Raw genomic sequence first — 25,199 nt, 5'->3', positions numbered from 1 at the left:
GGTTACAGCGAGATGTCGAGGGCCTCGGCGGTGCTCTCGAGGACCTTCGCGGCCGTCTCGGGGACGTCGTTCAGCGTCGAGCCGTAGGTCGGGATCATCTCGCGGAGCCTCGGCTCCCACGCGGTCATCCGGTCGGGGAAGCACTTGCGCAGGACGTCGAGCATGATCGGCACTGCCGTCGACGCGCCGGGGGAAGCGCCCAGCAGTCCCGCGATCGTGCCGTCCGCACCCGTGATGACCTCGGTGCCGAACTGCAGGACGCCGCCCTTGGCCTTGTCCTTCTTCATCACCTGGGCGCGCTGCCCGGCCTCGATGAGGTACCAGTCCTCGTCCTTCGCCGTCGGCAGGAACTCGCGGAGGCTGTCCATCTTCTGCTTGCGGGACTGCAGGAGCTGCCCGACGAGGTACGTGATGAGACTCGGGTTGTCCTTGGCGACCGCCAGCATCGGGAGGAGGTTGTGCGGGCGCACCTGGGTGACGAGGTCGAGCATCGATCCGCGCTTGAGGAACTTCGGGCTGAACGTCGCGTACGGGCCGAAGAGGAGGCTCGCCTGACCGTCGACGACGCGGGTGTCGAGGTGCGGGACCGACATCGGCGGGGCCCCCACCGAGGCCTGGCTGTAGACCTTGGCCTGGTGCTTCGAGACGACCGCGGGGTTGTCGGTGCGGAGGAACTGCCCACCGATGGGGAAGACGCCGTAGCCCTTGATCTCGGGGATCCCGGACTTCTGCAACAGCTTGAGCGCCCATCCGCCGGCGCCGACGAAGACGAAGCGGGCGTTGATCTCCATCGGTGATCGTCCGAGCGTCTGGCGGCCTCGGATGCGCCAGGTGCCGTCCTTCAGCCGTTTGAGCGACCGGACCTCGTGGTTGGTGCGGACGTGGGCGTTCGGCGCTGCGCCGAAGAGCTTGTGCGTCAGCGAACCGAAGTCGACGTCGGTGCCCGCGGTGATCCGGGTGGCCGCGATGCGTTCGCCGACGGCACGACGGTTGATGAGCAGTGGAGCCCACTCGGCGATGACGGCCGGGTCCTCCGAGAACTCGATGCCGGCGAAGAGCGGCTGGTCCTTCAGCGCCTCGTAGCGCTTCCGCAGGTATTCGACGTCCTTGTCGCCGCGCACGAACGTCATGTGCGGGGTCGGGTTGATGAAGGTGTCGGGTGCGCCGAGCAGGCCCTCCTCGACGAGGTGCGACCAGAACTGACGGCTGAGCTGGAACTGCTCGTTGATGCCGATGGCCTTCGCCGGGTCGACGTGGCCGTGGGCGTCCTGCGGCATGTAGTTGAGCTCGCACAGCGCGGCGTGGCCAGTCCCGGCGTTGTTCCAGGGGTTGGAGCTCTCGAGTGCGACGTCGCTCAGGCGCTCGTACACCTCGACCTTCCAGTCAGGCTGCACCTGGTGGATGAGGGCGGCGAGCGTGGCGCTCATGATGCCACCACCAATGAGGGCTACGTCGATGGTTTCGGTCACCAGAGCAGTCTAGTCGCGGCGAGGCCCGAGCTCTCCACCCGCGTGCTGTCGCTGATCGCGTGCAGTGAGATCGCTCGATGTCGAGACACTTCGCCCCGACTGTCTGCCCGCCGGCTCAGCGTCCGGGGAGCGCGGGGGTGAGGGCGTCGAGCTCCTCGAGCATGCGCTGCGCGAGGTGCGCGTACCCGGCGTCGCTCGGGTGGAGGCCGTCGGCGGAGATCCACGTCGCCGGGTCCTCGTCCAGCCAGTGCGACGCCCCGGAGATGTAGTCGGCCCCGATGGTGTCGGCGGCGTCGTGCACCCAGCCGATGATCTGTTCGACGGACGCCGGTCGCTCAGCGGTGTACCACCAGGGCTCCACCACGATGATGCGGGTGCCGGGCAGCCCGTCGCGCAGCCGCTGGAACTCCGGCAGGATCGCGTCCTGGATCGCCTGCTCGTTGCCGGTCCACTCGAAGTTGTCGTTGATGCCGAGCGCGACGATGAGGACCTCGGGGTGCTGCGCGATGACGTCGGCCGTGACATCGCCGACCTTGTCGCGCTTGCGGACGAAGCCGAGGCCCGGGTAGCCGGCGTTGTACTCCGTCCAGCCCTCGGCCTGCGCGACGAGCGAGGACCAACGGGCGGCGGGCGACGACGCTGCCGAGCCCTTGGTGTACGAGTCGCCGTAGAACGCGACGAGTGGTCCGACGGCGACCTCGGACCCGGAGGTGTCGGCGCGGGCGACCGTCGTCTGCTGGACGTCGGCACGCAGGCCACTCACGGTGATCACCGCGGTGACGGCGATGGCCGCCGCGATGAACGCGGCCAACCACCGTCGGCGCAGGCGTGGTCGCTGGCGGGCCATGTCGTCGTCCCCGATCGGGTGGAGGGAGGGCCGGTCAGACCGCTGCGGGCTGTGCGAGCAGCTCGGCGGCGACGATCTCGGCGATCTGCACCGCGTTGAGGGCGGCGCCCTTGCGGAGGTTGTCGTTCGAGATGAACAGGGCGAGGCCCTTGCCGGCCGGCGCGCTCTGGTCCGGACGGATGCGCCCGACGAACGACGGGTCTGCACCGGCGGCCTCGAGCGGCGTCGGCACGTCCGACAACTGGACGCCCGGTGCGTCGCTGAGCAGCTCGATCGCGCGTTCCGGCGACAGGTCGCGCGAGAACTCGGCGTTGATGGAGAGCGAGTGGCCGGTGAAGACGGGCACGCGTACGCAGGTGCCCGACACGAGCAGCTCGGGGAGTTCGAGGATCTTCCGGCTCTCGTTGCGGAGCTTCTTCTCCTCGTCGGTCTCGCCCAGGCCGTCGTCGACGATCGAGCCGGCGAGCGGGATGACGTCGAAGGCGATCGGGGCGACGTACTTCTCGGGAGCCGGGAAGTCGATCGCCGAACCGTCGTGGACGAGTCGGGTGAGGTCGCCCTGGGCGACCGCGGCCTCGATCTGGCCGGCGAGTTCAGCCGCACCGGCGAGCCCGGACCCGGAGACCGCCTGGTAGGTGTTGACGATGAGGCGCGTGAGCCCGGCCTCGGCGTCGAGGACCTTGAGGACCGGCATGGCCGCCATGGTCGTGCAGTTGGGGTTCGCGACGATGCCCTTGACCGCGTCCTTGATGGCGTGCGGGTTCACCTCGCTGACGACGAGCGGGACCTCGGGGTCCATCCGCCACGCGCTCGAGTTGTCGATGACGAGCGCGCCGGCAGCGGCGAACCGCGGAGCCTGCGTGCGGGAGCCGGTCGCGCCGGCCGAGAACAGGGCGATGTCGATGCCGCTCGGGTCGGCCGTCTCGACGTCCTCGACCACGATGTCCTGGCCGCGGAACGGGAGCGTCGTGCCCGCCGAGCGAGCCGTCGCGAAGAAGCGGATCTCGCTGATCGGGAACTCGCGTTCCTCCAGCAGGCGGCGCATGACCTTGCCGACCTGACCGGTCGCTCCGACGACACCGACACGTACACCGTTGCTCATGGGGATTCCTCTGGTTTCAGGGGTTGTTGTGAACCATCTTGCATCAGGATCGGCGGGATCGCGCCCGTCGGTCCGTGGTCGGCTTGGTTCCGGAGCCTGTGGAGGAGCCGGCTCAGCGGCCGGTGCCGCCGTGGACGACGGCTTCGTCCTCGCCGTCGAGACCGAACGCGGAGTGGACCACGTTGGCGGCCTTGTTGAGGGTGTCGGCACGCGTCACGACCGAGATGCGGATCTCGCTGGTCGAGATCATCTCGATGTTGATGCCCGCTGCGCTGAGCGCCTCGAAGAGCTTCGCCGAGACGCCGGTGTTCGTGCGCATGCCGGCCCCGACGAGGGCGAGCTTGCCGATCTGGTCGTCGTGCTGGATGGCCGAGAAGCCCACCCGCTCCTGCTCGGCTGCGAGCGCGCGGAGGACCTGCTGCGCCTCGGGCTTCGGCAGGGTGAACGAGATGTCGGTGACGCCGGAGACGGCGGTCGACACGTTCTGGACGATCATGTCGACGTTGCCGCCCGACTTCGCGACGATCGTGAAGATCTCCGCCGCCTTGCCCGGCAGGTCGGGGACACCGACGACGGTGATCTTCGCTTCGCTGAGGTCGGTCGCGACTCCGGCGACGATGGGCTGCTCCATGGGTGCCTCACCTGCTCCTGGGTTGTTGCGGCTCGCGTCGTTGAGGACGAGCGTGCCTTCGTTGTTGTTGAAGGACGACCGGACGTGGAGCGTCACGCCGTGGCGGCGTGCGTACTCGACGGCGCGGATGTAGAGGACCTTGGCGCCCGAGGCCGCGAGCTCCAGCATCTCCTCGCTGGAGATGCGGTCGATCTTCCTGGCTTTCGGGACGACGCGGGGGTCGGAGGTGAAGATGCCGTCGACGTCGGTGTAGATCTCGCAGACGTCGGCGTCGAGGGCCGCGGCGAGCGCGACGGCCGTGGTGTCGGAGCCGCCACGACCGAGCGTCGTGATGTCGCGGGTGTCGCGGTTGAAGCCCTGGAAGCCGGCGACGATGACGATGGCGCCGTCGTCGAGGGCCTCGCGCAGGCGCACGGGGGTGACGTCGACGATCCGCGCGGCGCCGTGCTGGGCGTCGGTGATCATGCCGGCCTGGCTGCCGGTGAAGGAGCGTGCGACGTAGCCCATGCTGCTGATCGCCATCGCGAGGAGCGCCATCGAGATGCGCTCGCCGCTGGACAGCAGCATGTCGAGTTCGCGGGGCGCCGGGATGGGCGTCACCTCGTGGGCGAGGTCGAGCAGTTCGTCGGTCGTGTCGCCCATCGCCGAGACGGCGACGACGACCTCGTTGCCCGCCTTGCGGGTCTCCACGATGCGCTTCGCCACGCGCTTGATGCTCTCGGCGTCCGCGACGGAGGACCCGCCGAACTTCTGCACGATCAATGCCATCGGATCTCCTGGGGAAGTCGGTGCGGGCACGAGCGGCCCAGCGATCATCCTACCCATCCGGGCATTCCGCGCCGTTCATGTGACGAAGGGCACCCTCACCCGCTCCGGGGCAGGAGATCCGCCCCGCAGCAGGACGCTTCGGCCCGTCCGGTCCTGCTGTCGGGCCGATCTCCTGCGGTGGTGAGACGGGTGGGCCTCGGTAGGGTTGGCCTATGCAGCAGGAAGACGCGCGGGTGCTCGCGACGGTGCGACGCCTCTGGCAGGGGCTCGCCTCGCCGACCGCGCGGTTCTCCGCCGGCCGGGTCGCCGTCGTCGTGAACGCCGGCTCGATGGCGTGCCCGCCCGGATGGATCGGCGTCGTCGAGATCGACGGGAGCGCCCTCGCGATCGTGCCCGACGAGGACACCGCCAGGCGACTCGCCATCGAGGACGAATCACCGAGGAGCGTCGGGACGGTCGAGTTCCTCCGTTCGCGCGTGCAGGTCGCCGAGGTCCTCGGACCGGCAACGCTCGACTACCTCCTGCCGGGGCGGTTCCGACCGGCCGAGGAGATCGACGTGGTGGCGAGCAAGGCGAGCGACCCCGCCATCGAGTCGCTGCTGTCGAAGGTGGGCGACGACGAGGCCTCGGAGAGCGGGATCTTCGGCATCACGTCTCCGCTGTTCTCGGTGCGCGAGCACGGGCGGGTCCTCGCCGTCGCCGGCTACCGGTCGTGGCCGTTGGGCGTCGCGCACGTGACCGCGTTGACCGCCCCGGAGGCTCGCGGGACCGGTCTCGCGACCCGTCTGGCCTCGACCGCGGTCGAACACGCCCTCGCGGCCGGACTCCTCCCCCAGTGGCGGGCCGCCGACACGAACCCCGGCTCACGCGCCGTCGCCCGCAAGCTCGGCTTCTCCGCGATCGGCCGACAGCTGTCGGCCCGGCCGGTGGTCGCCGAGTGGCCGGCGCCCTCCGCCGACGCCTGAGGCGCGCCCGGTAGGACGTTCACAACTCAGGAGCGTCGCCGTGTGTCGGCGCCGGCACCTGCCGGACAGCGGCGCCACGCCGAGGGTCGCCTGAGTTGTGAACACCCCGTCGAGCCCCCGAGACGTTCGCAATTCAGGAGGACGTCCGGGTGTCCCACTCGTGCGACGCCCTCGGACGCGACACACCGGCGAGCGTCCTGAATGGTGAACACACCCGGCGACACCTCAGGAGGTTCGCAACTCAGGAGCGTTCCGGCGTGGCGAGGCTGTTCCGCGCCCGAGGTCGTCGACCCGCCGAAGCACTCCTGAGTTGTGAACGGGTCAGCCGCTGACGACGGTGCGACCCTCGAAGGCACGACCGAGGGTGACCTCGTCGGCGTACTCGAGGTCGCCGCCGACGGGGAGACCGGAGGCGAGGCGCGTGATGCGGATCCCCATCGGGAGGAGCAGCCGGCTGAGGTACGTGGCGGTCGCCTCCCCCTCGAGGTTCGGGTCGGTCGCGATGATGACCTCGGTGACGGTGCCGTCGGCGAGGCGCTGCATGAGACGACGGATGTTCAGGTCGTCGGGTCCGACGCCGTCGATCGGGCTGATGGCGCCGCCGAGCACGTGGTAGAAGCCGCGGAACTCACGCGTACGCTCGATGGCGACGACGTCCTTCGGTTCTTCGACGACGCAGATCAGGGCCGGGTTGCGACGCGGGTCGCGGCACACGCTGCAGAGGTTCTGCTCGGAGATGTTGCCGCAGATCTCGCAGAACTTGACCTTCTCGCGGACGACGGTGAGCAGCTCGGCGAGCTTCGACACGTCGAACGACTCCGTCTGGAGGATGTGGAACGCGATGCGCTGCGCCGACTTCGGACCGATGCCGGGCAGCCGGCCGAACTCGTCGATCAGATCTTGGACGATTCCCTCGTACATGGCCTACCGCCCTCCGGAGCGCGGCTCGTGCGGCTGCTCCTCGATGAATGTCGCGCCGAGGAGCTCGCGGACGACGCTCTCGCCGTACCGGTTGTCACCCGCGGGGTGGGACGTCGGCACCGGGGGCGCCTGGCGCATCCGGACCGGGGGCTGCGGGCGCTGCTCGGCGACCGGCGCCGCAGGCGGTGCGGCCTGCGGGGAGCTGGCGGGAGCTGCTGATGGCGCGCCGGCAGCAGGGGATGGAGCAGGGGCCGACGACTCGAACGGGTCGGGGTAGGGCGGCTCGTCGTCCGGCGGCGGTGCGTCGTCGTCGGACGGGATCGAGACGACGTCCCAGGTGACGGTGCGCGAGCCGAGCGCGTCACCGTTGGACGGGCCTCGGGCGGGTGCCTGCTGGCGCGGCGGGGTCGACGGCTGGCGCTGCGCGGGTGAGCCGGCCGGCGTCCCGGGGGCTCCGGATCCGGCGGGTCGCCCGGGCTGCCCTTCGACAGGCTCAGGGACCGGAGACGGCCGGGTCGACGAGGCAGGCGCAGAAGACGGGGTGGGCCCTTCGACAGGCTCAGGGACCGAGGAGGGCTGCGTCGACGAGGCAGGCGTGGGAGACGACGTGGGCCCTTCGACGGGCTCAGGGACCGGAGACAGCCGGGTCGCCGAAGCAGGCTCGGACGCGGACGCGGGCCCTTCGACAGGCTCAGGGACCGGAGACGGCTGCGTCGACGAGGCAGGCTCGGGCCCTTCGACAAGCTCAGGGACCGGGGACGGCCCTTCGACAGGCTCAGGGACCGAGGACGGCTCGGGCTCGTCGGCCGGCGGCGCGACCGTCGCCCACGAGGAGGCGGAGACGGAGGTCTGCTCCTCGGCCGGGGCGGTGACCGACGACGCGGGTGCCGATGGCGCAGCAGCGGATGGCGCGGCGTCGGCCGGCGCAGCGGAGGCGGGCTCGCCACCGGCTGGTGCGACGGTGGGCCACGAGGAGCGGGATGCCGACCCGCCGCTGCTGTCTGATGACGACGGGGCTGCAGGGGCTGGGACGGTCTGCGGCAGGCTCGGGGTCGACCAGGCGGACGACTCCGACGACGGAGCGCCGGTGGCGGGCGCAGCGGCGCGCGGTGCCGGCGGCTCGTCGGCACCGGCCACCTTGGCGAGGTACTTCACCCGCACGCCGAGGACGTCGAGGACCGCCGTACGCAAGACCTCCGCGACACCGGTACCGGGGGCGTGCCGTGCCTTGAAGTCGTTGAGGTCGCTGTTGTTCGCGAAGACGAGCGTGAGGACGTCGTCGTCCGAGTACCCGCCGACCTGGGTGTTGACGACGATCATCCAGGCCTTGCGGTCGGCTTTCTCGACGCGCGCCACGATCTCGGGCCACGCGTCGCGGATGTGCTGCAGGGTGACCGGGCCGACCCGAGGGGCGGCGGGGGTCGGTGCGGCGGTCTGCGCGTGGTCGGACTCCTGCGCCGGTCGACGGTCGGGGGCCGTGGACTGGCCGGAAGCTGCGGACGGGGCGGCAGCCGGGGCGGAGCTCGCCGCCGTGCTGGCGGGGACCACGCTGGCGGGGACCACGCTGGCGGGGGCCGGAGCGCGGTCGGCGACAACGGGCTGCGCCGAGACCGCGACCTGACCGCCCTCGGCGGCAGCACCGTCGACACCGATGCGACGCTCGAGCCGCTCCACCCGGGCCAATGCACCACGAGCGGAGTCGTCGGCTGCGGGCACGAGGATGCGCGCCATCATGAGTTCGAGGTGGAGCCTGGGCGACGTCGCGCCCGTCATCTGGGTGAGCGCCTCGTTCACGACGTCGGCCGTGCGGGACAGCTCGGCGATGCCGAACGCCCGCGCCTGGGCGAGCATCTTGTCGAGTTCGTCCTGCGGGAGCCCGCGGAGGACCGCCGCCGCGTTCTCGCCCGTGGCCGCCACGACGATGAGGTCGCGGAGTCGCTCGAGCAGGTCGTCGACGAAGCGGCGTGGGTCTTGGCCGGTCTGGATGACGCGGTCGACGGTGCTGAAGGCGGCACCGGAGTCGCGGGCGGCCAGGGCGTCGACCACTTCGTCGAGCAGGGCCGTGTGGGTGTAGCCGAGCAGGGCGACCGCGCGCTCGTAGTCCACGGAGTCGCCCTCGGACCCGGCCATCAGCTGGTCGAGCAGGGACAGCGTGTCGCGGGCGGAACCGCCACCGGCCCGGACGACGAGCGGCAGCACGCCGGCCTCGACACCCACGTGCTCGCTCTCGCACAGCTGCTGGACGTAGTCGAGCATCTGCGCAGGCGGGATGAGCCGGAACGGGTAGTGGTGGGTGCGGGAGCGGATCGTGCCGATCACTTTGTCGGGCTCGGTCGTCGCGAAGATGAACTTCACGTGCTCCGGCGGCTCCTCGACGATCTTCAGCAGGGCGTTGAACCCCTGCGGGGTGACCATGTGCGCCTCGTCGAGGATGAAGATCTTGTAGCGGTCGCGCGCGGGCGCGAAGATCGCGCGCTCGCGGAGGTCGCGGGCGTCGTCGACACCGTTGTGGCTGGCCGCGTCGATCTCGACGACGTCGAGCGAGCCGGAGCCGTCGCGGGAGAGGTCGACGCAGCTCGCGCAGACGCCGCATGGGGTGTCGGTCGGGCCCTCGGCGCAGTTGAGGCAGCGGGCGAGGATGCGCGCGGACGTCGTCTTGCCGCAACCGCGTGGACCACTGAACAAATACGCGTGGTTGACGCGGTTGGTGCGGAGGGCCGTCATGAGGGGATCGGTCACCTGCGCCTGACCGATCAAGTCGGCGAACGTCTCGGGCCGATACCGGCGATACAGAGCTGTGACCACCCACCAATGGTAGCCGTCGCCCCCGACATCGGAGTCGGGGATCGGACTCCCCCGTTCGTTCGCCCATTCCCGGGCGAACGAACGTTCCCTCGCCCAGGAATGGGCGAGGGAACGTGTGCTTCAGGCGGAAGCCGTCAGCGTCGGACGATCATGATCCAGGAGAGCTGCACGTCGGTGCCGCCACCCGAACCGACGGGATCGAGGGTGATCGACAGACGGCCGTCCGCATCCGGCTGCACGGACGACAGCGTCGCCACGGTCGGGGTGCCGGTGATCGGTTGCGCACTGAGCAGCGTCGCCCCGTTCGCCCCGATGTCCGCGCGCCGGTTGTCCGCCCACTGCGACCACGGGTCGTACAGCCCGACGTACACGTCGTAGCTCCCTGCGTCGAGGGAGTCGAACGCGTACTCCAGCGTGCGGTCGGTCGCGGAACTCGCGACGTAGCGGAGCGACTCCGAGAACGGCCCGTCGGTCGTGCCCGTCTCCGCACCGATGACGCCCCAGTTCGCGCCGGTGGCAGCGTCGGCCCCGAGCGTCCGGTCGAACGTCGAGTTGAGCAGGGTGCCGTCGGCGTCCGCCACCGAGCGGATCGCGTCGTACTCGGGCGACGCCGATCCCCCGGCGTCGACGAGGTAGACGAGGTCCTTCGGGACGACCGTCACCTGCCGGGTCACGGGGCGGGAGACGCCCTCGACCGTGCCGGTGAGCGACACCGGGCCGGGGACGGCGAGCGCCGCGGTGTCCCACGTGATCGACCGGGTGGTCGTCGTGCCACCCTCCGTGACCTGCGCCTCGCTCGGCAGCGTGCTCGCGTCGCCGAGCCGGACGGTCGCCGGCACGTCGACGTCGATCGCGACCTTGCCCTTGCCCTCGAGGTCCGCGAGCGTCCACTCGTCGTACCACTTCAGGGACAGCGACCCGTCGTCGCCGAACTCGAGCGGGAGCCAGACGGCCGGCGCGTTGCGGAGGTCGGACGGCGTCCAGCGATCACCCATGTAGATGAACTTGCCGGCGGCCGCGTCGATGGGGATCACGGACGTGCTCTGGCTGCCGTGGGTCGTCGACGCACCGGAGCCGCTCACCGGGTTGCCGTGGTCGGTCCACTCCCCCAGCATCGAGTCGGCGGTGGCGTACTTGGCCGGATTGGGGTTCCAGCCGGTCGCGCCCGAGGTGATGAGGTAGTACGTGCCGTCGTAGACGAACACCGCCGGGGCCTCGCGCTGCCCACCGATGTAGGTGCGGGTGAAGTCCTCGCCCTTCACGGCGCGGTCGACGGGTGCCGACAGGAACATGAAGTTCGACGACAGCTTGGAGATGAAGAGGGTCAGGTTCTCCTCGCTCGCGTAGATGATGTAGCCGGTGCCGTCGACGTCGGTGAAGAGGTTCATGTCGCGCGCCATACCGGGGCTGTCGGGCTGGTAGTTCGGCTCGCCCTCGGGCGCGACGTTCAGGCGGTAGCTGTCCACGTAGCGGAACGGGCCGGTCGGTGAGTCGGAGACCGCGACCCCGGCGGTCGCCTTCGCGTACTGCGCGTCGGAGGTCGCACTCGGTCCGTCGGTGTGGGTCCACATGACCCACTGCTCGGTGGCGGCGTTGTACATGACTTTCGGCCGCTCGAGGATCGCCGCCGGGACGGCCGGGTCGCTCGGGACCGTCAGGAGGTCGCGGACGACCGCCGCGCGTTGCCGGGCCGTGTAGTCGGCGTACAGCTCGGCTGCGGCAGGATCGGTCGTGAGCTGGTCGACGGTCGACAGGGCCTGCAACGCCAGACCTTCGTCGGTCCAGTTGTAGAGGTCGCGCGAGGAGTACACGTGCACCCCGCGGCTGCTCGCGTAGCCGTTCCACCGGTCTTCGCCATACCAGTAGTAGATCGGCTGGCCGTCGGCATCCGTCGACGGCACGACCTGCCCGCCGTGCGCCTGGATCGGGTTGCCCTGATCGTCGACCCAGGCCTGGCCCGGGCGGAACGAGTCGTAGGTGACGATCGGCCGGAGTGCGGTGCGTGCGGCACCGAGCGCGTCGTAGGCGGCGGTGAGTGCCGCGGTGTCGGTCGACCCGGCGTCCACGAGCGCCTGGGCGTCGGCGATCGCCGCGTCGAGGACGGCGAGCGAGTCGGCGACGTAGCCGGCGCGCTGCCCCTCGTCGAGCGTGACGGCTCGGATCTTCGCCGCGAGCACCTCGGTGGACGCCGTGTGCGGCGCTCGGATGACGAGGTAGTTCACCGCGGGGTCGGTGTAGGTGTTGGTCCGACCCGCCGGGCTGTGGACCTCGAGGTCGAGGGTGCCGTCGTCGACGCTCACCGTGAGCTGCTGCTCGAGGAGCGCACCGGCCGGCGCGGTGACCTGGGCGAGCGTCTCGCCCTCGGCCTTGAGGTCGAGCGGTCGTGCCGCCCAACCGCTCGGCAGGTTGAACCCGAGGGTGACCTCGTACTTGCCGGCCGGGAGGTCGAAGGCGTAGTCGACCGACCGCGTCGGGAGGGAGCTGCCCGCGGGCGGTGCGTCGTACCGGAGGGAGGCGGTCTTCTCGGTCCCGGAGGAGCTGTTCGCCGTCGGGTTGCTGTTCGCGTCGGCGACGAATCCCCAGGACGCGCCGGTGGCGGCGTCGACCCCGTAGGACTGGTCGGTGCGTGACTGGTACAGCCCGATGTGGTCGCCGGCGGAGACCGCGTCGGTCACCGTGCTGCCGGCGTTCGCGAAGTAGAGGACGAAGTCGTTGGCGACGAGTTCGTCGACCGTCGGGCTCGGGTAGCTCGGTGCGGCCTCGGCGCGTGGTGCGTCCACCGTGACGAGGGCGCCGGAGAGCCCGAGCGCGAGGACGACCGCGCCCGCGACGCCACTGCGCCCGACACCGCCGCTGGAGGAGGCGTCCTCGGCGGCGCTCGAGGCCCCGACCCGACGACGGCGGAGGATGAGCAGTGCACCCGCGAGCAGGAGCACCGCAGCAACGATCACCGCGGCGGCGATCGAGACACCCGACACGGCGAGCCCACCGGCACCGCCTGCGTTCGCGCCCGAACCCGGCTGACCGGCACCCGGGTCCGCCCCGGGCTCGCCGCCCGGCCCGGTTCCGGGATCGGTGCCGCCGGGCAGGGAATCGACGGTGTTGCCAGGGCCGCCGTTCGTGCCACCGGCGACGGGGACTGCACCGGCCGCGGTGACGGCACCCGTCTCGCCGAGCGCGACACCGACCGCGAGCAGACCGTCGGGCAGCGCCGAACGGGCGTCGTCGGCACCCCAGACGGTGACCGATCCGTCGGCGGCGATCGCCCCGGACAGGTACGGACCCGCGAAGACACGGACGACGTCGACCCCGTCGAGGGACGCCGGCACCTCGGTCTGGCCCGAGCCGTCCGCACCCCAGGCGAGGACGGTGCCGTCGTCGGCGAGGGCGAGCGCGTGGTCGGTGCCGGCGGCGAGCTGCACGACGTCCTCGTCGGCGAGCGCCGTCGGGAGCTCGAGCTGTCCGGCGTCGCTCCGACCCCAGGGGACGACGTCACCGTCGTCGGTGAGGGCGACGGTGAAGCCGGATCCGATCGCGACATCGGTCACGCGTGCACCGTCGAGCGCGATCGGGAGGTCGTTCTGTCCGAACGCGTCGTCACCCCAGAGCGCGAGCGTGCCGTCGGCGCGGACGGCGGCCGAGTTCGGTCCGCCGGCGGCGATGCGGAGGACCCGGTCGAGTCCTGCCGGGACCGTGGCCTGGCCGTCGGCATCGCGGCCCCAGGCGGTGACGGTGCCGTCGGCGGCGAGCGCGAGCGAGTGGTTCGTGCCGGCCGCGACCTGGGTGATCGTCCCCGTGAGGCTCGGGACGGTCGCCTGACCGAAGCCGTCGGCGCCCCACGCGAGCACGGTGCCGTCCGCACCGAGCACGACGGCGTGGCCGAGACCGGCGGCTACGCCGGTCACCGGGGTGCCGACGAGCTCCGCGGGAGCCGCGGGGTCGCCCCAGCCGAGCAGGGTCGCCGCGGGCGCCTCGGCAGCGGCCGCGCTCCCGGCTGTCAGGGCGGTGGTGCCGACGATGGCGACCGTCAGGAGGCCTGCGGCGAGACCACCCCGCCGCAGGACGGCGGCACCTCCATCCGGTGTCGATCGGTCGGGTCGTCTCGTCGCTCGTCGCATGCTGCGGCGTCCTTTCACGTCATCGTGGGGTGCTGCGTTTGGATCGGTCCCTGAGCCTGTCGAAGGGCGGGAAGCGGTTCGGTGGCCCTTCGACAAGCTCAGGGACCGGGGTTGGAGTCAGGGACCGGGGTTGAGGTCAGGGACCGGGGTTGAGGTCAGGGACCGGGGTTGAGGTCAGGGACCGGGGGTTGAGGTCAGGGACCGGGACAGGGGTCAGGGACCGGGTGGTGCGGTCGGCGCCGCGTCTGTGCGGGCGACGCCGACCGGATCGTGGGCGGCTAGAACTCGGTCGGGCCGAGGGAGGGGCGGGCGAGGAAGGAGAGCGTCGGCGTCGTGAGCGCATGGAACTCGAACACCGTGAAGCGGTTCTCCCCGGCACGGAGCTGGCCGCCGGGGACGTACAGCGTGTGCTGCGGCCCCCGCGACCAGTAGCGGCCGAGCAGGAAGCCGTTCACCCAGACGAGCCCCTTGCCCCAGGCTGCGGTGTCGAGGAACAGGTCGGTGGGCGCGTCGAGCGTGACGGTGGCGGTGAGGAGGACCGGCCCGGCACCGCTGATCGTGGCGCCGGACGTGCGCGTGGCTGCGGCGTCCACGACGGCGTCGAGGCGGTCGAGGGCCACGGGGGCGATGCCCCACGACGTGAGTTCCACGCCGTCGAGCGACACGGGCCCGATGATCCCCTTCGGCTCCCCCAGGCGCTTGCCGTAGTTGACGCGGCCCTGGTTCTCGAGGAGGAGTTCGAGCGTCTCACCCGCCGGGATCACGATGGACCGCTCCTTGAACTCGCGGGTGAGTGCACCGACCGGCACGCCGTCGACGGAGACGACCACGCGGTCGCGCACCTCGGCGAACCGGAGCACCCCGCCGCGTCCACCGAGCGACGCCCGGTACCGCGCCAGACCGCTGAACGCTCCGAGTTCGTCCATCGTCGGGATCCGGTCGAACGCCTGGAGTGGCGCGATCTCGTCGGCCACGTCGGCGAACGGGACCTCCTGCTCGAAGGACGCGGTGAACGCCGGGGCGTCCGTCGCCGCCGGTGGGATCTCGGTCGGCACCTCGGCGTACTTCGCGATCACGTCGCGGAAGGCGAAGAACTTCTCCGTCGGGTGGCCCGCCTCGTCGAGGGGCGCGTCGTAGTCGTAGGAGGTGACGTGCGAGCGGTACTGGCCCTTGTCGTTCGCGCCACCGGTGAAGCCGAAGTTCGTGCCGCCGTGGAACATGTAGATGTTCACGGACGCGCCGGCAGCGAGGAGGGCGTCGAGGTCCGCCGCCGTCTCGGCGATGGGCGTCGTGTGGTGGTGCTCGCCCCAGTGGTCGAACCAGCCGTCCCAGAACTCCGAGCACATGAGCGGCCCGGTCGGCTGGTGCTCACGCAGGGTCGCGAGGCGTTCGAGCGAGCGGCTGCCGAAGGAGCCGGTCTTGTGGAGTTCGGGGATGCTGCCGTCCTCGAGCATCTGGGCCGTGGGCTGGTCGACGGTCGTCAGCGGCACGGTGATTCCGAGCTCGCGGGTCCAGTCCGTCAGCGTGCGGAGGTAGCCGTGGTCGTCGCCGTAGGCGCCGTACTCGTTCTCGACCTGCACGAGGATGACGGGACCGCCATGGTCGATCTGCAGCGGGGCGACGATCGGCAACAGCGCCTCGAAGTACTCGCGGACGGCGGCCAGGTAGCGCGGTTCGCTGCGACGGAGGCCGAGCTCGGGGTCGTGCAGCAGCCAGCCGGGGAGGCCGCCGTTGTCCCACTCGGCGCAGATGTAGGGGCCGGGACGCACGATCGCGTACATGCCGGCGTCGGCGACGAGGCCGAGGAAGCGTTCGAGGTCGTTCACGCCCGTGGTGTCGAACACGCCGCGCTCGGGGCTGTGCTGGTTCCACGCGACGTAGGTCTCGATGGTGTTGAGGCCCATGAGCTTCGCCTTCGCGATGCGGTCCGCCCACTGCTCGGGGTGCACCCGGAAGTAGTGGAGGGCTCCGGAGATGATCCGGAACGGCTGACCGTCGAGCAGGAAGTCGTCGTCGCCGATGGAGAAGGTGGGCATGCTGGGGCTCCGTGATGAAGGGGTGCGGATGGAGCGACCACGGCCGGCCGGAGCGGATCCCGGAGGACCCTCCGACCGGCCGCGGTCGATGGTGCTGGTGCTACAGGTGCCGTTCGACTACTTCTCGGTGACCGTGAAGCCCTGCGTGTTGCCGTACTCGACGAGCTGCTTCTGCCAGTCGGCGAGGCCGTCGTTCAGGTCGGCCTTGTTCGCGTAGGACTGTCCGACGGTGTCGGCGAAGATGCTGTTCGCGTAGACCTGGTAGGGCAGGTACTGCCAACCGGTCGACACGTCCTTCGCGCCCTGCACGAGGACCTCGTTGATCTTCTGTCCACCGAAGTACTCGGGAGCTGCGGAGAGGAACTCGTCGGAGTTGAGGTCGGCGGTCGTCGCCGGGAAGCCGCCGTTGTCGAGGAAGACCTTGACGCTGTCCTCGTCGTTGTTCAGCCACTTGAGGAAGCCCGCGGCGAGCGCCGGGTTCTTGCTCTGCTTCAGCACGACCTGGCCACCGCCACCGTTCTCGGCGTTGGCGGGCTTGCCGTCGTAGGTCGGGATCGGGGCGACGCGCCACTGGCCGGAGGCCTCGGCGACGGACGACTCGAGCACACCGGGCATCCAGGCGCCCGTGATGAGCGTCGCGATGCTGCCGTTGCCGAGCGACTTGTACCAGTCGTCGCTCCACCCGGGGACGCTGGAGAGCAGGTCGCCCTCGACGAGCTGGTTCCAGGTGTCGGCCCACTTCTTGGAGCCCTCGTCGGCGAGGTTGACGCTCACCTTGGTGCCGTCGGCGGTGAACGGACGTCCACCGGCCTGCCAGATCATGCTGGTCGCGAAACCGGAGTCACCGGAGTCGTTGGTGATGTACTTCGACGGGTCGGCCGTGTGCAGCTGTGCGGCTGCCGCGATGTACTCGTCCCAGGTGGTCGGCACGGCGATGCCGTACTGGTCGAACACCGTCTTGTTGTAGAACATGGCCATGGGGCCGGAGTCCTGCGGGAGGGCGTAGAGGCCGTCGCCGATGTTGACGGAGCTCCAAGGGCCGGGGCTGTAGTCGTCCTTCAGGTCGCCGAAGCCGTAGGCGTTGAGGTCGACGAGGGAGTCGCTGAGCGCGAACTGCGGGATGGCGTAGTACTCGACCTGCGCGACGTCGGGGGCACCCTTACCGGCCTTGATCGCGTTCTGCAGCTTCGTGTACTCGGTGGTGTTGGTGCCGGCGTTGACGAGGTTGACCTTGACCTTGGGGTAGGCCTTCTCGAACGCGGCGACCTGCGCCTCGGCGGAGGGCGTCCAGGACCAGTAGGTGATCTCGCCACCGGCTTCGAGGGCGGACTCGATGTCCTTGGCGTCGCCCGAGGCGGTGCTGCCGCCGCCGGACGAGCAGGCGACGAGCGAGGCTCCGATCATCGCGGACGCGACGGCCGCCGTGGCCGCGCGGCGCAGAACCGTGCGAGACGGTGAGATGCGCTTCATGGGTGTTTCCTTTCACTGCGTTGGGAGGAGGAGGTGATGCCCCGGTCCCTGAGCCTGTCGAAGGGCGGAGGTGGTGCCCTTCGACAAGCTCAGGGACCGGTTGGTGATGCGGGTGGTGCGGGTTGGGAACGGCGGGGATCAGCCCTTGACGCTGCCGGCGCTGAGGCCCGACTGCCAGAAGCGCTGCAGGAAGAGGAACGCGATGACGATCGGGACGATGGTCAGGAGCGATCCGGTGATCACGAGGTTGAAGATCGGTTGTGCGGCGACACCGGTGGCCTGGGCGCTCCACTGGCTGAGGCCGACGGTGAGCGGATACCAGGTCGGCTCCGACAGCATGATGAGCGGCAGGAAGTAGTTGTTCCAGGTCGCGACGATGGCGAAGAGGAGCACCGTGACGATGCCGGGGCCGAGCAGTCGAAGCGAGATCGTGAAGAAGGTGCGGAACTCACCCGCGCCGTCCATGCGGGCGGCCTCGAGCAGTTCGGTCGGGACCGCGTCGACCGCGTACGTCCAGATGAGGTACAGACCGAACGGGCTGACGAGCGAGGGCAGGATGACCGCCCACGGCGTGTTCGTGAGGCCGAGCTGGCTGAACATCAGGAAGGTCGGGACGGCGAGGGCCGTGCCCGGCACCGCGATGGAGCCGAGGATGATCGCGAACACGGCGCGCTTGCCGGGGAACCGGAGCAGCGTGTTGCCGAACCAGCCGACGAACTGCCCGTCGCGGTAGGTGAGGGTGTCGACGATGTTCTGCCAGAGGTTGAACCCACCGTCGCCGAACCAGAGGCCGAAGGAGGAGAAGAGGTCGGGCTGGGACTTCGTCGCGTTGATGACGAGCCACAGGATCGGGACGACCGAGTAGATGAGGAAGACGGCCATGACGATCGTGAGGACGATCGAGCGCTTGCGGCGCGGGTCGTGACGCTTCCGGGTGGGGCGGTCGAAGGCGCGCGGGTTGCGGGCGGTCCGGGTCGACACGGTCTGCGGGCGGACGGTCGGGTTCGAGACGGTGGCCATCAGCTGTTCTCCTGTCGGGAGCCGCGCACCTGCACGACGTAGGCGATGACGGCGGTGATGACGCCCATGATGATCGCGACCGTCGCCGCGAGGTTGAACTGCTGGCCGGCGAAGGACAGGTTGTAGGCATACATGTTCGGGGTGAAGTTGCTCGTGATCACGTTGGGCGCGAGGTTCTTCAGCAGGTTCGGCTCGTTGAAGAGCTGGAACGACCCGATGACGGAGAAGATCGTGGCGATGACGAGCGCTCCGCGGAGGGCGGGGATCTTGATGCTGAAGACGGTGCGGAACTGTCCGGCCCCGTCGATCTCGGCCGCCTCGTAGATCTCACCGGGCACGACGCGGAGGGCGGCGTAGAAGATGAGCATGTTGTAGCCCATGAACTCCCACGTCACGATGTTGCCGATGGACGCGAGGACGGCCTGGGAGCTGAACGGCTCGAGGATCTGGGCACCGACGAGGTCGTTGAAGCTGCCGGCGAGACCGAACTGGTCGCCGTAGATGAAGCCCCAGATGAGCGCCGCGACGACGCCCGGGACGGCGTACGGCAGGAAGAGCGCGATACGGAAGAAGGCGGCGCCGTGGAGCCTGGCGCTGTCGAGCGCGAGTGCGGCGGTGAGCGACAGGGCGAGCATGATCGGCACCTGCACGACGAAGAACAGTGCGACGCGAGCGAACGGCTCCCAGAACTTCGGGTCCTGGAGCACCTGGGCGTAGTTCTCGAAACCGACGAAGGCGTTGCCGCCGATGAGCTTCTCTTGGAAGAAGCTGAGGTACAGCGCGTAGACGAGGGGCGCGATGATCATCAGCGCGAAGACGATCATGAAGGGGGCGATGAACGCCCAGCCCTTCCAATCCCGGCGGTCGCGTCGGTGGACACGGACCGCTGGTGGCCGGCCGGTGCGAGCGGTCGTAGTGGTCATGGGCAGCTTCCTTGCTGGGATTCGGGCGGAACCGTCGTGCGGTGGAGCCGTGCGGGGGAGGGATCGCGGTGGATGTTTACGTCAACATCTGATCGGTACCATAGCATGTTCACGTCAACATGCAAGGATGGATGCGACGATAGGGAGACCATGACGGACACCACCCGGAGAGCGCCTGGCCGCGCCAGGCGAGCACCGTCGATGGCGGACGTCGCGGCGCACGCCGGCGTCTCCTCCCAGACCGTCTCCCGCGTCGCGAACGGGCTGACCAACGTCGACGACGGCACCCGCGACCGCGTGCTGGAGGCCATGAACGAGCTCGGCTACCGCCCGAACAAGGCCGCTCGCGCCCTGCGATCCGGGCGAACCCGCAGCATCGGGATCACGATGTTCACGCTCTCCTCCTACGGCAACATGCGCACCCTCGACGCGATCACGGTCCAGGCCGCACGGGCCGGCTACTCAGTGACGGTCGTCCCCGTCGAGTACCCGACGCAACGCGACGTCGCGGTCGCACTCGACAGCCTCCGCGAGCAGGACGTCGACGGCCTCATCATCGTCATCGAGTCGCACATCGTCGACGGCGCCGACGTCGAACTGCCCTCCGGCCTGCCCGTCGTGGTCATCGACTCCGCGGCACGCACCGACTACCCGGTCGTCGACAACGACCAGGCGCAGGGTGCGGCACTCGCCACCCAGCACCTCCTCGACCTCGGGCACCAGGGCGTGTGGCACATCGCCGGCCCCCGCACGTCGTACTCGGCGGCCCGTCGCGAGCAGAGCTGGGCCGACACGCTGCGCGAGGCCGGGATCACGCCGCCGCCCGCGTTCCGTGGCGACTGGTCGACGACCTCGGGCTACGAGATCGGCCTCGAGATCGCCGAGCGCCCGGAGATCACGGCCGTGTTCGCCTCGAACGACCAGATGGCGCTCGGGCTCCTGCGCGCCCTGCACGAGCGCGGGCGTGCCGTGCCGGAGTCGATCAGTGTCGTCGGCTTCGACGACACCCCGGAGTCGGACTCGTTCTGGCCGCCGCTCACGACGGTGCATCAGGACTTCGACGAGATCGGACGCCGGGCGATCACCACCCTCCTCCGCGAGATCGAGGAGGGCCCGCAGCTCTCCACCGAGCCCCTCACCCCGACGTCCCTCGTCGTCCGCGCTAGCACGGCTCCGCCGCCCGCGCGCTGAGGTGAGGCAGCTCGTCGTCCGCGCCACCGGCGCGCGACGATGTGCCGCACTTCGACAGGCTCAGCGACCGGAACGGGGACCTCAGCGACCGGCCCCGCCTTGACACCCGAGCGAGGGGTCGCCCATACTCGTCGGAAATGTTGACGTGAACACGGTGGTTCGACGCCGCTGAATGTTCACGTGAACATCCCCTGCACCACGGCCTCCAACGAAGGAACCACCGATGACACTGCCGTCACCAGTCCGCCGACGAACGATCGGAGCGACCGTCGCCGTCGCCCTCGGCATCGCCGCGATCGCCCCAGCACTCGCCACTGTGGAGGCCGCACCTGCGGCCGCCGCGGAGAGCACTCCCCTCACCATCACCCCCAACCCGGCTTACCAGAACGAGGCGTTCGAAGGCTGGGGCACGAGCCTCGTCTGGTTCGCCAACGCCACGGGCGATTACCCGGCGGACGTCCGTCAGGACCTCTTCGACAAGGTGTTCGGTGAGGACGGTCTCAACCTCAACATCGCCCGCTACAACATCGGTGGCGGCAACGCGAGCGACGTCCCGCCCTACCTGCGGGCCGGCGGTGCGGTCGACGGCTGGTGGAACCCGGACCTCGTAGCGAGCGACGCCGACGGCCCCATCACCTCCGACTACGCCGACCGCGACCGCTACGCCGCCGCCTGGGACGCCGACGACCCGGCCTCCTACGACTTCGACGCCGATGAGACCCAGCGCTGGTGGCTCACGGCCCTCAAGGACAAGATCACCAAGTGGGAGGCGTTCAGCAACTCCCCGCCGTACTTCATGACCGAGAGCGGCTACGCCTCGGGCAACTTCAACGCCGCCGACGAGCAGCTGAAGCCGGAGAGCGTCGACGACTTCGTCGCGTACCTCACCACCGTCGTCGACCACCTCGAGGCCGACACGGGCATCGACTTCGACACCATCGACCCCTTCAACGAGCCGAACACGAACTACTGGGGCACCCAGATCGACGAGGCCACCGGTTGGCCGAAGGGTGGACGCCAGGAGGGTGCACACATCGGCCCGGCCATGCAGGACACCGTCATCAAGGCCCTCGCCGAGCGCCTCGCCGCCGAGGGCACCTCGACCGAGGCCGTCATCGCGGCCATGGACGAGACGAATCCGGGCATCTTCGCGACGAACTGGAACGGCTGGTCGCAGACCGCCAAGGACCTCGTCACGCAGCTCAACGTCCACAGCTACGGCCAGGGCGGCAGCGTCGTCGCGCGCGACATCGCGAAGACCGCCGGCAAACCGCTGTGGATGAGCGAGGTCGAGGGCAACTGGGACTCCAGCGGCAAGCACAACCTCACGAACATCGACAACGGCATCGGTATGGCGACGCACCTCATCGACGACCTCCGCAACCTGGAGCCGACCGCTTGGGTGCTCTGGCAGCCCGTCGAGGACCTCTACAACATGGAGAAGGTCGAGAAGCTCAACTGGGGCAGCGTCCTCATCGACTTCGACTGCAACGCCGAGGGCGACTCCGAGCGACGCATCGCCGACGGCGACGCCGACCCGAGCTGCTCCGTGAAGACGAACGCGAAGTACAACACGCTGCGCAACTTCACCCACTACGTGCAGCCCGGTGACCACCTCATCCCCTCCACGGACGCGCAGACCACCACGGCGCTCCGTGCCGATGGCACCGGTGCGACCCTCGTGCACGCCAACCCGTCGACCTCGGCTCGGACGATCACCATCGACCTGTCGAAGTTCGCGGACATCGCTCCCGGCGCGACGGTCACGCCGATCGTGACGACGGAGTCCCCCGCGGACGACGTCACCGCCAACGCACTCGTGCAGGGTGACGCCGTGTCGATCGACCCGGTGACCAAGCAGGCGACGCTCACCGTCCCGGCGAAGTCGGTCACCACCTTCCTCGTCGACGGTGCGACCGGTGTCGCAGCCGACGCGGCGCCGTTCCAGGACGGACACGCCTACCAGCTCGTCGGCAAGCAGAGCGCGAAGGCGTTCACTGCCGCAGCCACGACCGGGACCGTCCCGGCCGGCACGATCACCCCGCGTGCCTCCGACGCCACGACCGGCGCGGCGCAGGTGTGGACCACCGAGCTCCTCTCGGGTGGCGGCACGAACACCGACCGCTACGCCGTCCGCAGCTCGTCCGGGGCACTCCTCTCCGCGAACTCCGCCGGCACCTCACTCGTCGCTGCGACGCGGGAACAGGCTGCGGCCGACCCGTCGCTGCAGTGGATCCCGACGACGACCAACGGCTCCGAATGGAGCCTCGTGAACGTCGGCACCAGCCAGGCCCTCGAGGTCGGCGGGCAGTCCACCACCACGGGCGCCGCCGTCGGCGTCTACCAGTCGAACAACGGTGCGAACCAGACGTGGAACTTCGTCGACACCGCCCTCACGGGTGTGCAGCCGGTCACGGTGCAGACCGTCGCCGGTGTTCCGGCGGCGCTGCCCGCGACCGTTGTCCCGCTGTACGGCGCGGTCCAGGGCGCTCAGGTGCCGGTCACGTGGGACACCTCGGCCGTGGACTGGAACACGCCGGGCACCATCGTCGTGAACGGTTCCGGCACCGACGGGTGGGGTGCGGCGTTCACCGCGCAGGCCACCGTCGACATCGGGGGCTTCACGACCACCGAGCCGGTCTCCCTGACGGTCGCCGCGGGGTCACCGGCGAGCGCCGTCATCGCTGCGGCACCGACCACGGTCCCGGCGCAGATCGGGGCGAGCACCAACCGCTTCGACACGCCCGTCACCTGGGACTTCAGCACCCTCGACGACGCCGACCTCGCCGACACCGGTGTGGTGCAGGTGCGCGGCGCTGCGGCCTCGAACGACCCGGCCGCGGCACCGATCGACGCACTCCTGTCGATCATCGTCACGGCGCCCGGTGAGCGGAACATCGCGCCGGACGCCACGACCGTCGCGAGTGCGACGTCCACCGAGTCGGGCTACCCGGCGAGCAACACGAAGAACGGTGTGCGGAACGACAAGGGCTGGTCGAACTGGCGTTCGTCGAACAAGCCGGCGAGCGACACGCTGAGCTACGAGCTCGGCGGTGAGCACACGATCGAGCACGTCACCTTCTACGCCTACAAGGACGGGAGCACCAACAGCTGGCCGAGTGCACTGACCGTGCAGGTGCGCGACGCCGACGGCGCGTGGATCGACGCTCCGAGTGGGGCGATCGCTGTGCCGGTACCGACCGATGGGACGGCTCCGGTCGTCGACGTCGACCTCGGTGGCGTCACGACGAGTGCGGTGCGCATCGTGATGACGGCGTACGCGAACACCCACCTGGTCGTCTCGGAGGTTGAGATCTATGCGCTCGCACCGTCGGTCGCGACCGAGGCGAGCCTCGCCGCGCTGCGGGTGAACGGCACGCCGGTCGAAGGCTTCGACGCAGGCGTCCTCGAGTACGAGGTGCCGCTGGCCGGGTCCGCCGACCCGGTGGTCGACGCCATCCCGGCCGACCGCGACGCGACGGTGACGATCGAGCCGCTCGAAGCAGCGCCGGCGACTGCCGCCCGTGCTGCGGCTGACGCGACCGACGGTGTCGTCATCGCGGTGACGGCGGCCGACGGGGTGACCACGCAGTCGACGACCATCACCTTCGCCCGGACGGCGGTCGCGATCGCGACGCTGTCGAGCGTGGCCCGCGAGGGTGTCCCGACGACCGCGGCAGTCGTCGTGGACCCGGAGGACGCCACCGTGGTCTACGCCTGGCTGCTCGACGACGAGGTCGTGGACGGTGCCGACACGGCGACGTTCACGCCGCCCGCCGGCAGTGCGGGTGCCGCGCTCGCGGTGCGGGTCACGGTCTCGGCCGATGGCTTCGCGCCGGTCGAGACGACGTCCACGCCGGTGACGGTGCTCGCCGCCGCGGTGGACCCGGGGACCGATCCCGGCACCGACCCGGGGACGAATCCCGGGACCGGTCCCGGCACGGGCGCCGGCGGTGGCGCGGTCGGCGGTGGTGACGGCACGAGCTCGCCCTCGGGCGGTTCGGCTGCCGGCACCGACTCGCTGTCGCGCACGGGTGTGGACGTGTCGAGCATCGGGCTCGTCGCGCTGCTCCTCGGCCTCGTCGGCTTCGCCTCGGTGCTGCTCGCACGTCGTCGTCGCACAGCGAGCTAGCCCTCCGTTCGCCCATTTTCGGGCGACGCAACGCCCGTTCGCCCAAACGTGGGCGAACGGGCGTTCGCGTTCTGCCGAGCCGACCGTCAGCTCGCCGCGTCCTCCGCCAGCACCGCAGCGCCCGCCGCCGCACAACCCTCGTCGACCATGCCGTCCGGGGCCCCACCGACGCCGATGCCCGCGATCGTCGCCGTACCGACCTTGATCGGCACCCCGCCTGCCAGGAACAGGGTCCCCTCGAGGTCGCGGAGGGTCGCCCCGCCACCCTCCGGCAGGCGCTCCGTCAGCTCGGAGGTGTTCGCTCCGAACGCCGCCGCCGTGTACCCCTTCTCGGCCGACGCCGAGAGGGTGTGCTCCGCAGCGCCGTCACCGCGGACCACGGCCTGCACCTGCCCGAAGCGGTCGACGACGGAGACGGTGACGAACCCGACCCCGCTCGCTCGACACGACTCGAGTGCCGCGGTCGCAGCTTCCATCGCTGCGTCGGCGGACAGTCGCGGAAGCTCGACGGTCCGGGACTCCGCGGCCTCGGCCACCGGCGATGCCGAGGTCGCGGTCGTCGACGAGGCGGGGCCGGTGCAGGCGGTCAGGGTTCCAAGGACGGCGAGCCCGGCGACGATGGTGCCGAGGCGTGCGGTGCGTGACTGTTTCATGGTGTTCCTCTGGGTTGTTCGTGCTTCAGCATCGGACGATGCGCTCCGACAACTCTCGTCCGGCGGCGCTTCCTCCACCTCGTCCGCGCCGCCCGGATCCGGTCGGGCCAACGGCCGACCGGCCCTCATCCCTTCGGATGAGGCCGGC

General features: G+C 70.2%; 15 protein-coding genes. 3 read left to right on the top strand and 12 right to left on the bottom strand.

Annotated elements, in window-relative coordinates:
* Positions 1 to 2: 2 nt before the first annotated feature.
* The 4 genes from ACZZZB_RS15060 to ACZZZB_RS15045 form a co-directional block, all read right to left on the bottom strand.
* Positions 3 to 1,469 (bottom strand): malate:quinone oxidoreductase, encoded by a 1,467-nt coding sequence (locus ACZZZB_RS15060; protein ID WP_463530101.1) that lies wholly within the window; start codon positions 1,467 to 1,469, stop codon positions 3 to 5.
* A 115-nt stretch (positions 1,470 to 1,584) separates the two neighbouring features.
* Positions 1,585 to 2,316 (bottom strand): SGNH/GDSL hydrolase family protein, encoded by a 732-nt coding sequence (locus ACZZZB_RS15055; RefSeq protein WP_194645252.1) that lies wholly within the window; start codon positions 2,314 to 2,316, stop codon positions 1,585 to 1,587.
* A gap of 34 nt (positions 2,317 to 2,350) precedes the next feature.
* Positions 2,351 to 3,418 carry an aspartate-semialdehyde dehydrogenase gene (locus tag ACZZZB_RS15050; RefSeq protein ID WP_192005618.1) on the bottom strand — a complete coding sequence of 356 codons (1,068 nt, stop codon included), beginning with the start codon at positions 3,416 to 3,418 and terminating at the stop codon, positions 2,351 to 2,353.
* A gap of 112 nt (positions 3,419 to 3,530) precedes the next feature.
* Positions 3,531 to 4,817, bottom strand: coding sequence for an aspartate kinase (locus ACZZZB_RS15045; RefSeq protein ID WP_079706865.1), 1,287 nt, complete (start codon positions 4,815 to 4,817; stop codon positions 3,531 to 3,533).
* A gap of 212 nt (positions 4,818 to 5,029) precedes the next feature.
* On the opposite strand from ACZZZB_RS15045, the gene ACZZZB_RS15040 reads away from it, so the two are divergent.
* The gene (locus tag ACZZZB_RS15040) at positions 5,030 to 5,782 is read left to right on the top strand and encodes a GNAT family N-acetyltransferase (RefSeq protein WP_064296091.1); all 753 of its coding nucleotides are present in this window, start codon (positions 5,030 to 5,032) and stop codon (positions 5,780 to 5,782) included.
* 321 nt (positions 5,783 to 6,103) lie between these two features.
* On the opposite strand, the gene recR is transcribed toward ACZZZB_RS15040, so the two are convergent.
* The 7 genes from recR to ACZZZB_RS15005 form a co-directional block, all read right to left on the bottom strand.
* Positions 6,104 to 6,703, bottom strand: a complete 600-nt coding sequence (recR, locus tag ACZZZB_RS15035; protein WP_056014479.1) for a recombination mediator RecR — start codon at positions 6,701 to 6,703, stop codon at positions 6,104 to 6,106.
* Positions 6,704 to 6,706: 3 nt separating this feature from the next.
* Positions 6,707 to 9,508 carry a DNA polymerase III subunit gamma and tau gene (locus tag ACZZZB_RS15030; protein ID WP_463530100.1) on the bottom strand — a complete coding sequence of 934 codons (2,802 nt, stop codon included), beginning with the start codon at positions 9,506 to 9,508 and terminating at the stop codon, positions 6,707 to 6,709.
* A 134-nt stretch (positions 9,509 to 9,642) separates the two neighbouring features.
* The gene (locus tag ACZZZB_RS15025; protein ID WP_463530099.1) at positions 9,643 to 13,626 is read right to left on the bottom strand and encodes a family 43 glycosylhydrolase; all 3,984 of its coding nucleotides are present in this window, start codon (positions 13,624 to 13,626) and stop codon (positions 9,643 to 9,645) included.
* A 278-nt stretch (positions 13,627 to 13,904) separates the two neighbouring features.
* Positions 13,905 to 15,662: a glycoside hydrolase family 35 protein gene (locus ACZZZB_RS15020; RefSeq protein ID WP_463530098.1), complete on the bottom strand. Its 1,758-nt coding sequence runs from the start codon at positions 15,660 to 15,662 to the stop codon at positions 13,905 to 13,907.
* 117 nt (positions 15,663 to 15,779) lie between these two features.
* Positions 15,780 to 17,132 carry an ABC transporter substrate-binding protein gene (locus tag ACZZZB_RS15015; protein ID WP_085512469.1) on the bottom strand — a complete coding sequence of 451 codons (1,353 nt, stop codon included), beginning with the start codon at positions 17,130 to 17,132 and terminating at the stop codon, positions 15,780 to 15,782.
* 138 nt (positions 17,133 to 17,270) lie between these two features.
* The gene (locus tag ACZZZB_RS15010; RefSeq protein WP_463530097.1) at positions 17,271 to 18,152 is read right to left on the bottom strand and encodes a carbohydrate ABC transporter permease; all 882 of its coding nucleotides are present in this window, start codon (positions 18,150 to 18,152) and stop codon (positions 17,271 to 17,273) included.
* A complete protein-coding gene (locus ACZZZB_RS15005; protein WP_463530096.1) occupies positions 18,152 to 19,075 on the bottom strand; it encodes a carbohydrate ABC transporter permease in 924 nt (307 codons plus the stop codon). The genes ACZZZB_RS15010 and ACZZZB_RS15005 overlap by 1 nt, the downstream gene beginning before the upstream one ends.
* A 150-nt stretch (positions 19,076 to 19,225) precedes the next feature.
* Between ACZZZB_RS15005 and ACZZZB_RS15000 the strand changes: the two genes are divergently transcribed.
* Both ACZZZB_RS15000 and ACZZZB_RS14995 read left to right on the top strand, forming a co-directional pair.
* On the top strand, positions 19,226 to 20,266 hold the full coding sequence (locus tag ACZZZB_RS15000) for a LacI family DNA-binding transcriptional regulator (protein WP_079706855.1): 1,041 nt from the start codon (positions 19,226 to 19,228) through the stop codon (positions 20,264 to 20,266).
* A gap of 223 nt (positions 20,267 to 20,489) precedes the next feature.
* The gene (locus ACZZZB_RS14995) at positions 20,490 to 24,398 is read left to right on the top strand and encodes a glycoside hydrolase (protein ID WP_463530095.1); all 3,909 of its coding nucleotides are present in this window, start codon (positions 20,490 to 20,492) and stop codon (positions 24,396 to 24,398) included.
* An 86-nt stretch (positions 24,399 to 24,484) separates the two neighbouring features.
* Here ACZZZB_RS14995 and ACZZZB_RS14990 read toward each other — a convergent pair whose 3' ends face one another.
* Positions 24,485 to 25,051 (bottom strand): GlcG/HbpS family heme-binding protein, encoded by a 567-nt coding sequence (locus tag ACZZZB_RS14990; RefSeq protein ID WP_191941651.1) that lies wholly within the window; start codon positions 25,049 to 25,051, stop codon positions 24,485 to 24,487.
* Positions 25,052 to 25,199: the final 148 nt, after the last annotated feature.

Source organism: Plantibacter sp. AC185, from assembly GCF_979258065.1.
The sequence above is the reverse complement of the archived record's forward strand: the minus strand, read 5'-3'. Positions and strand labels throughout refer to the sequence as shown.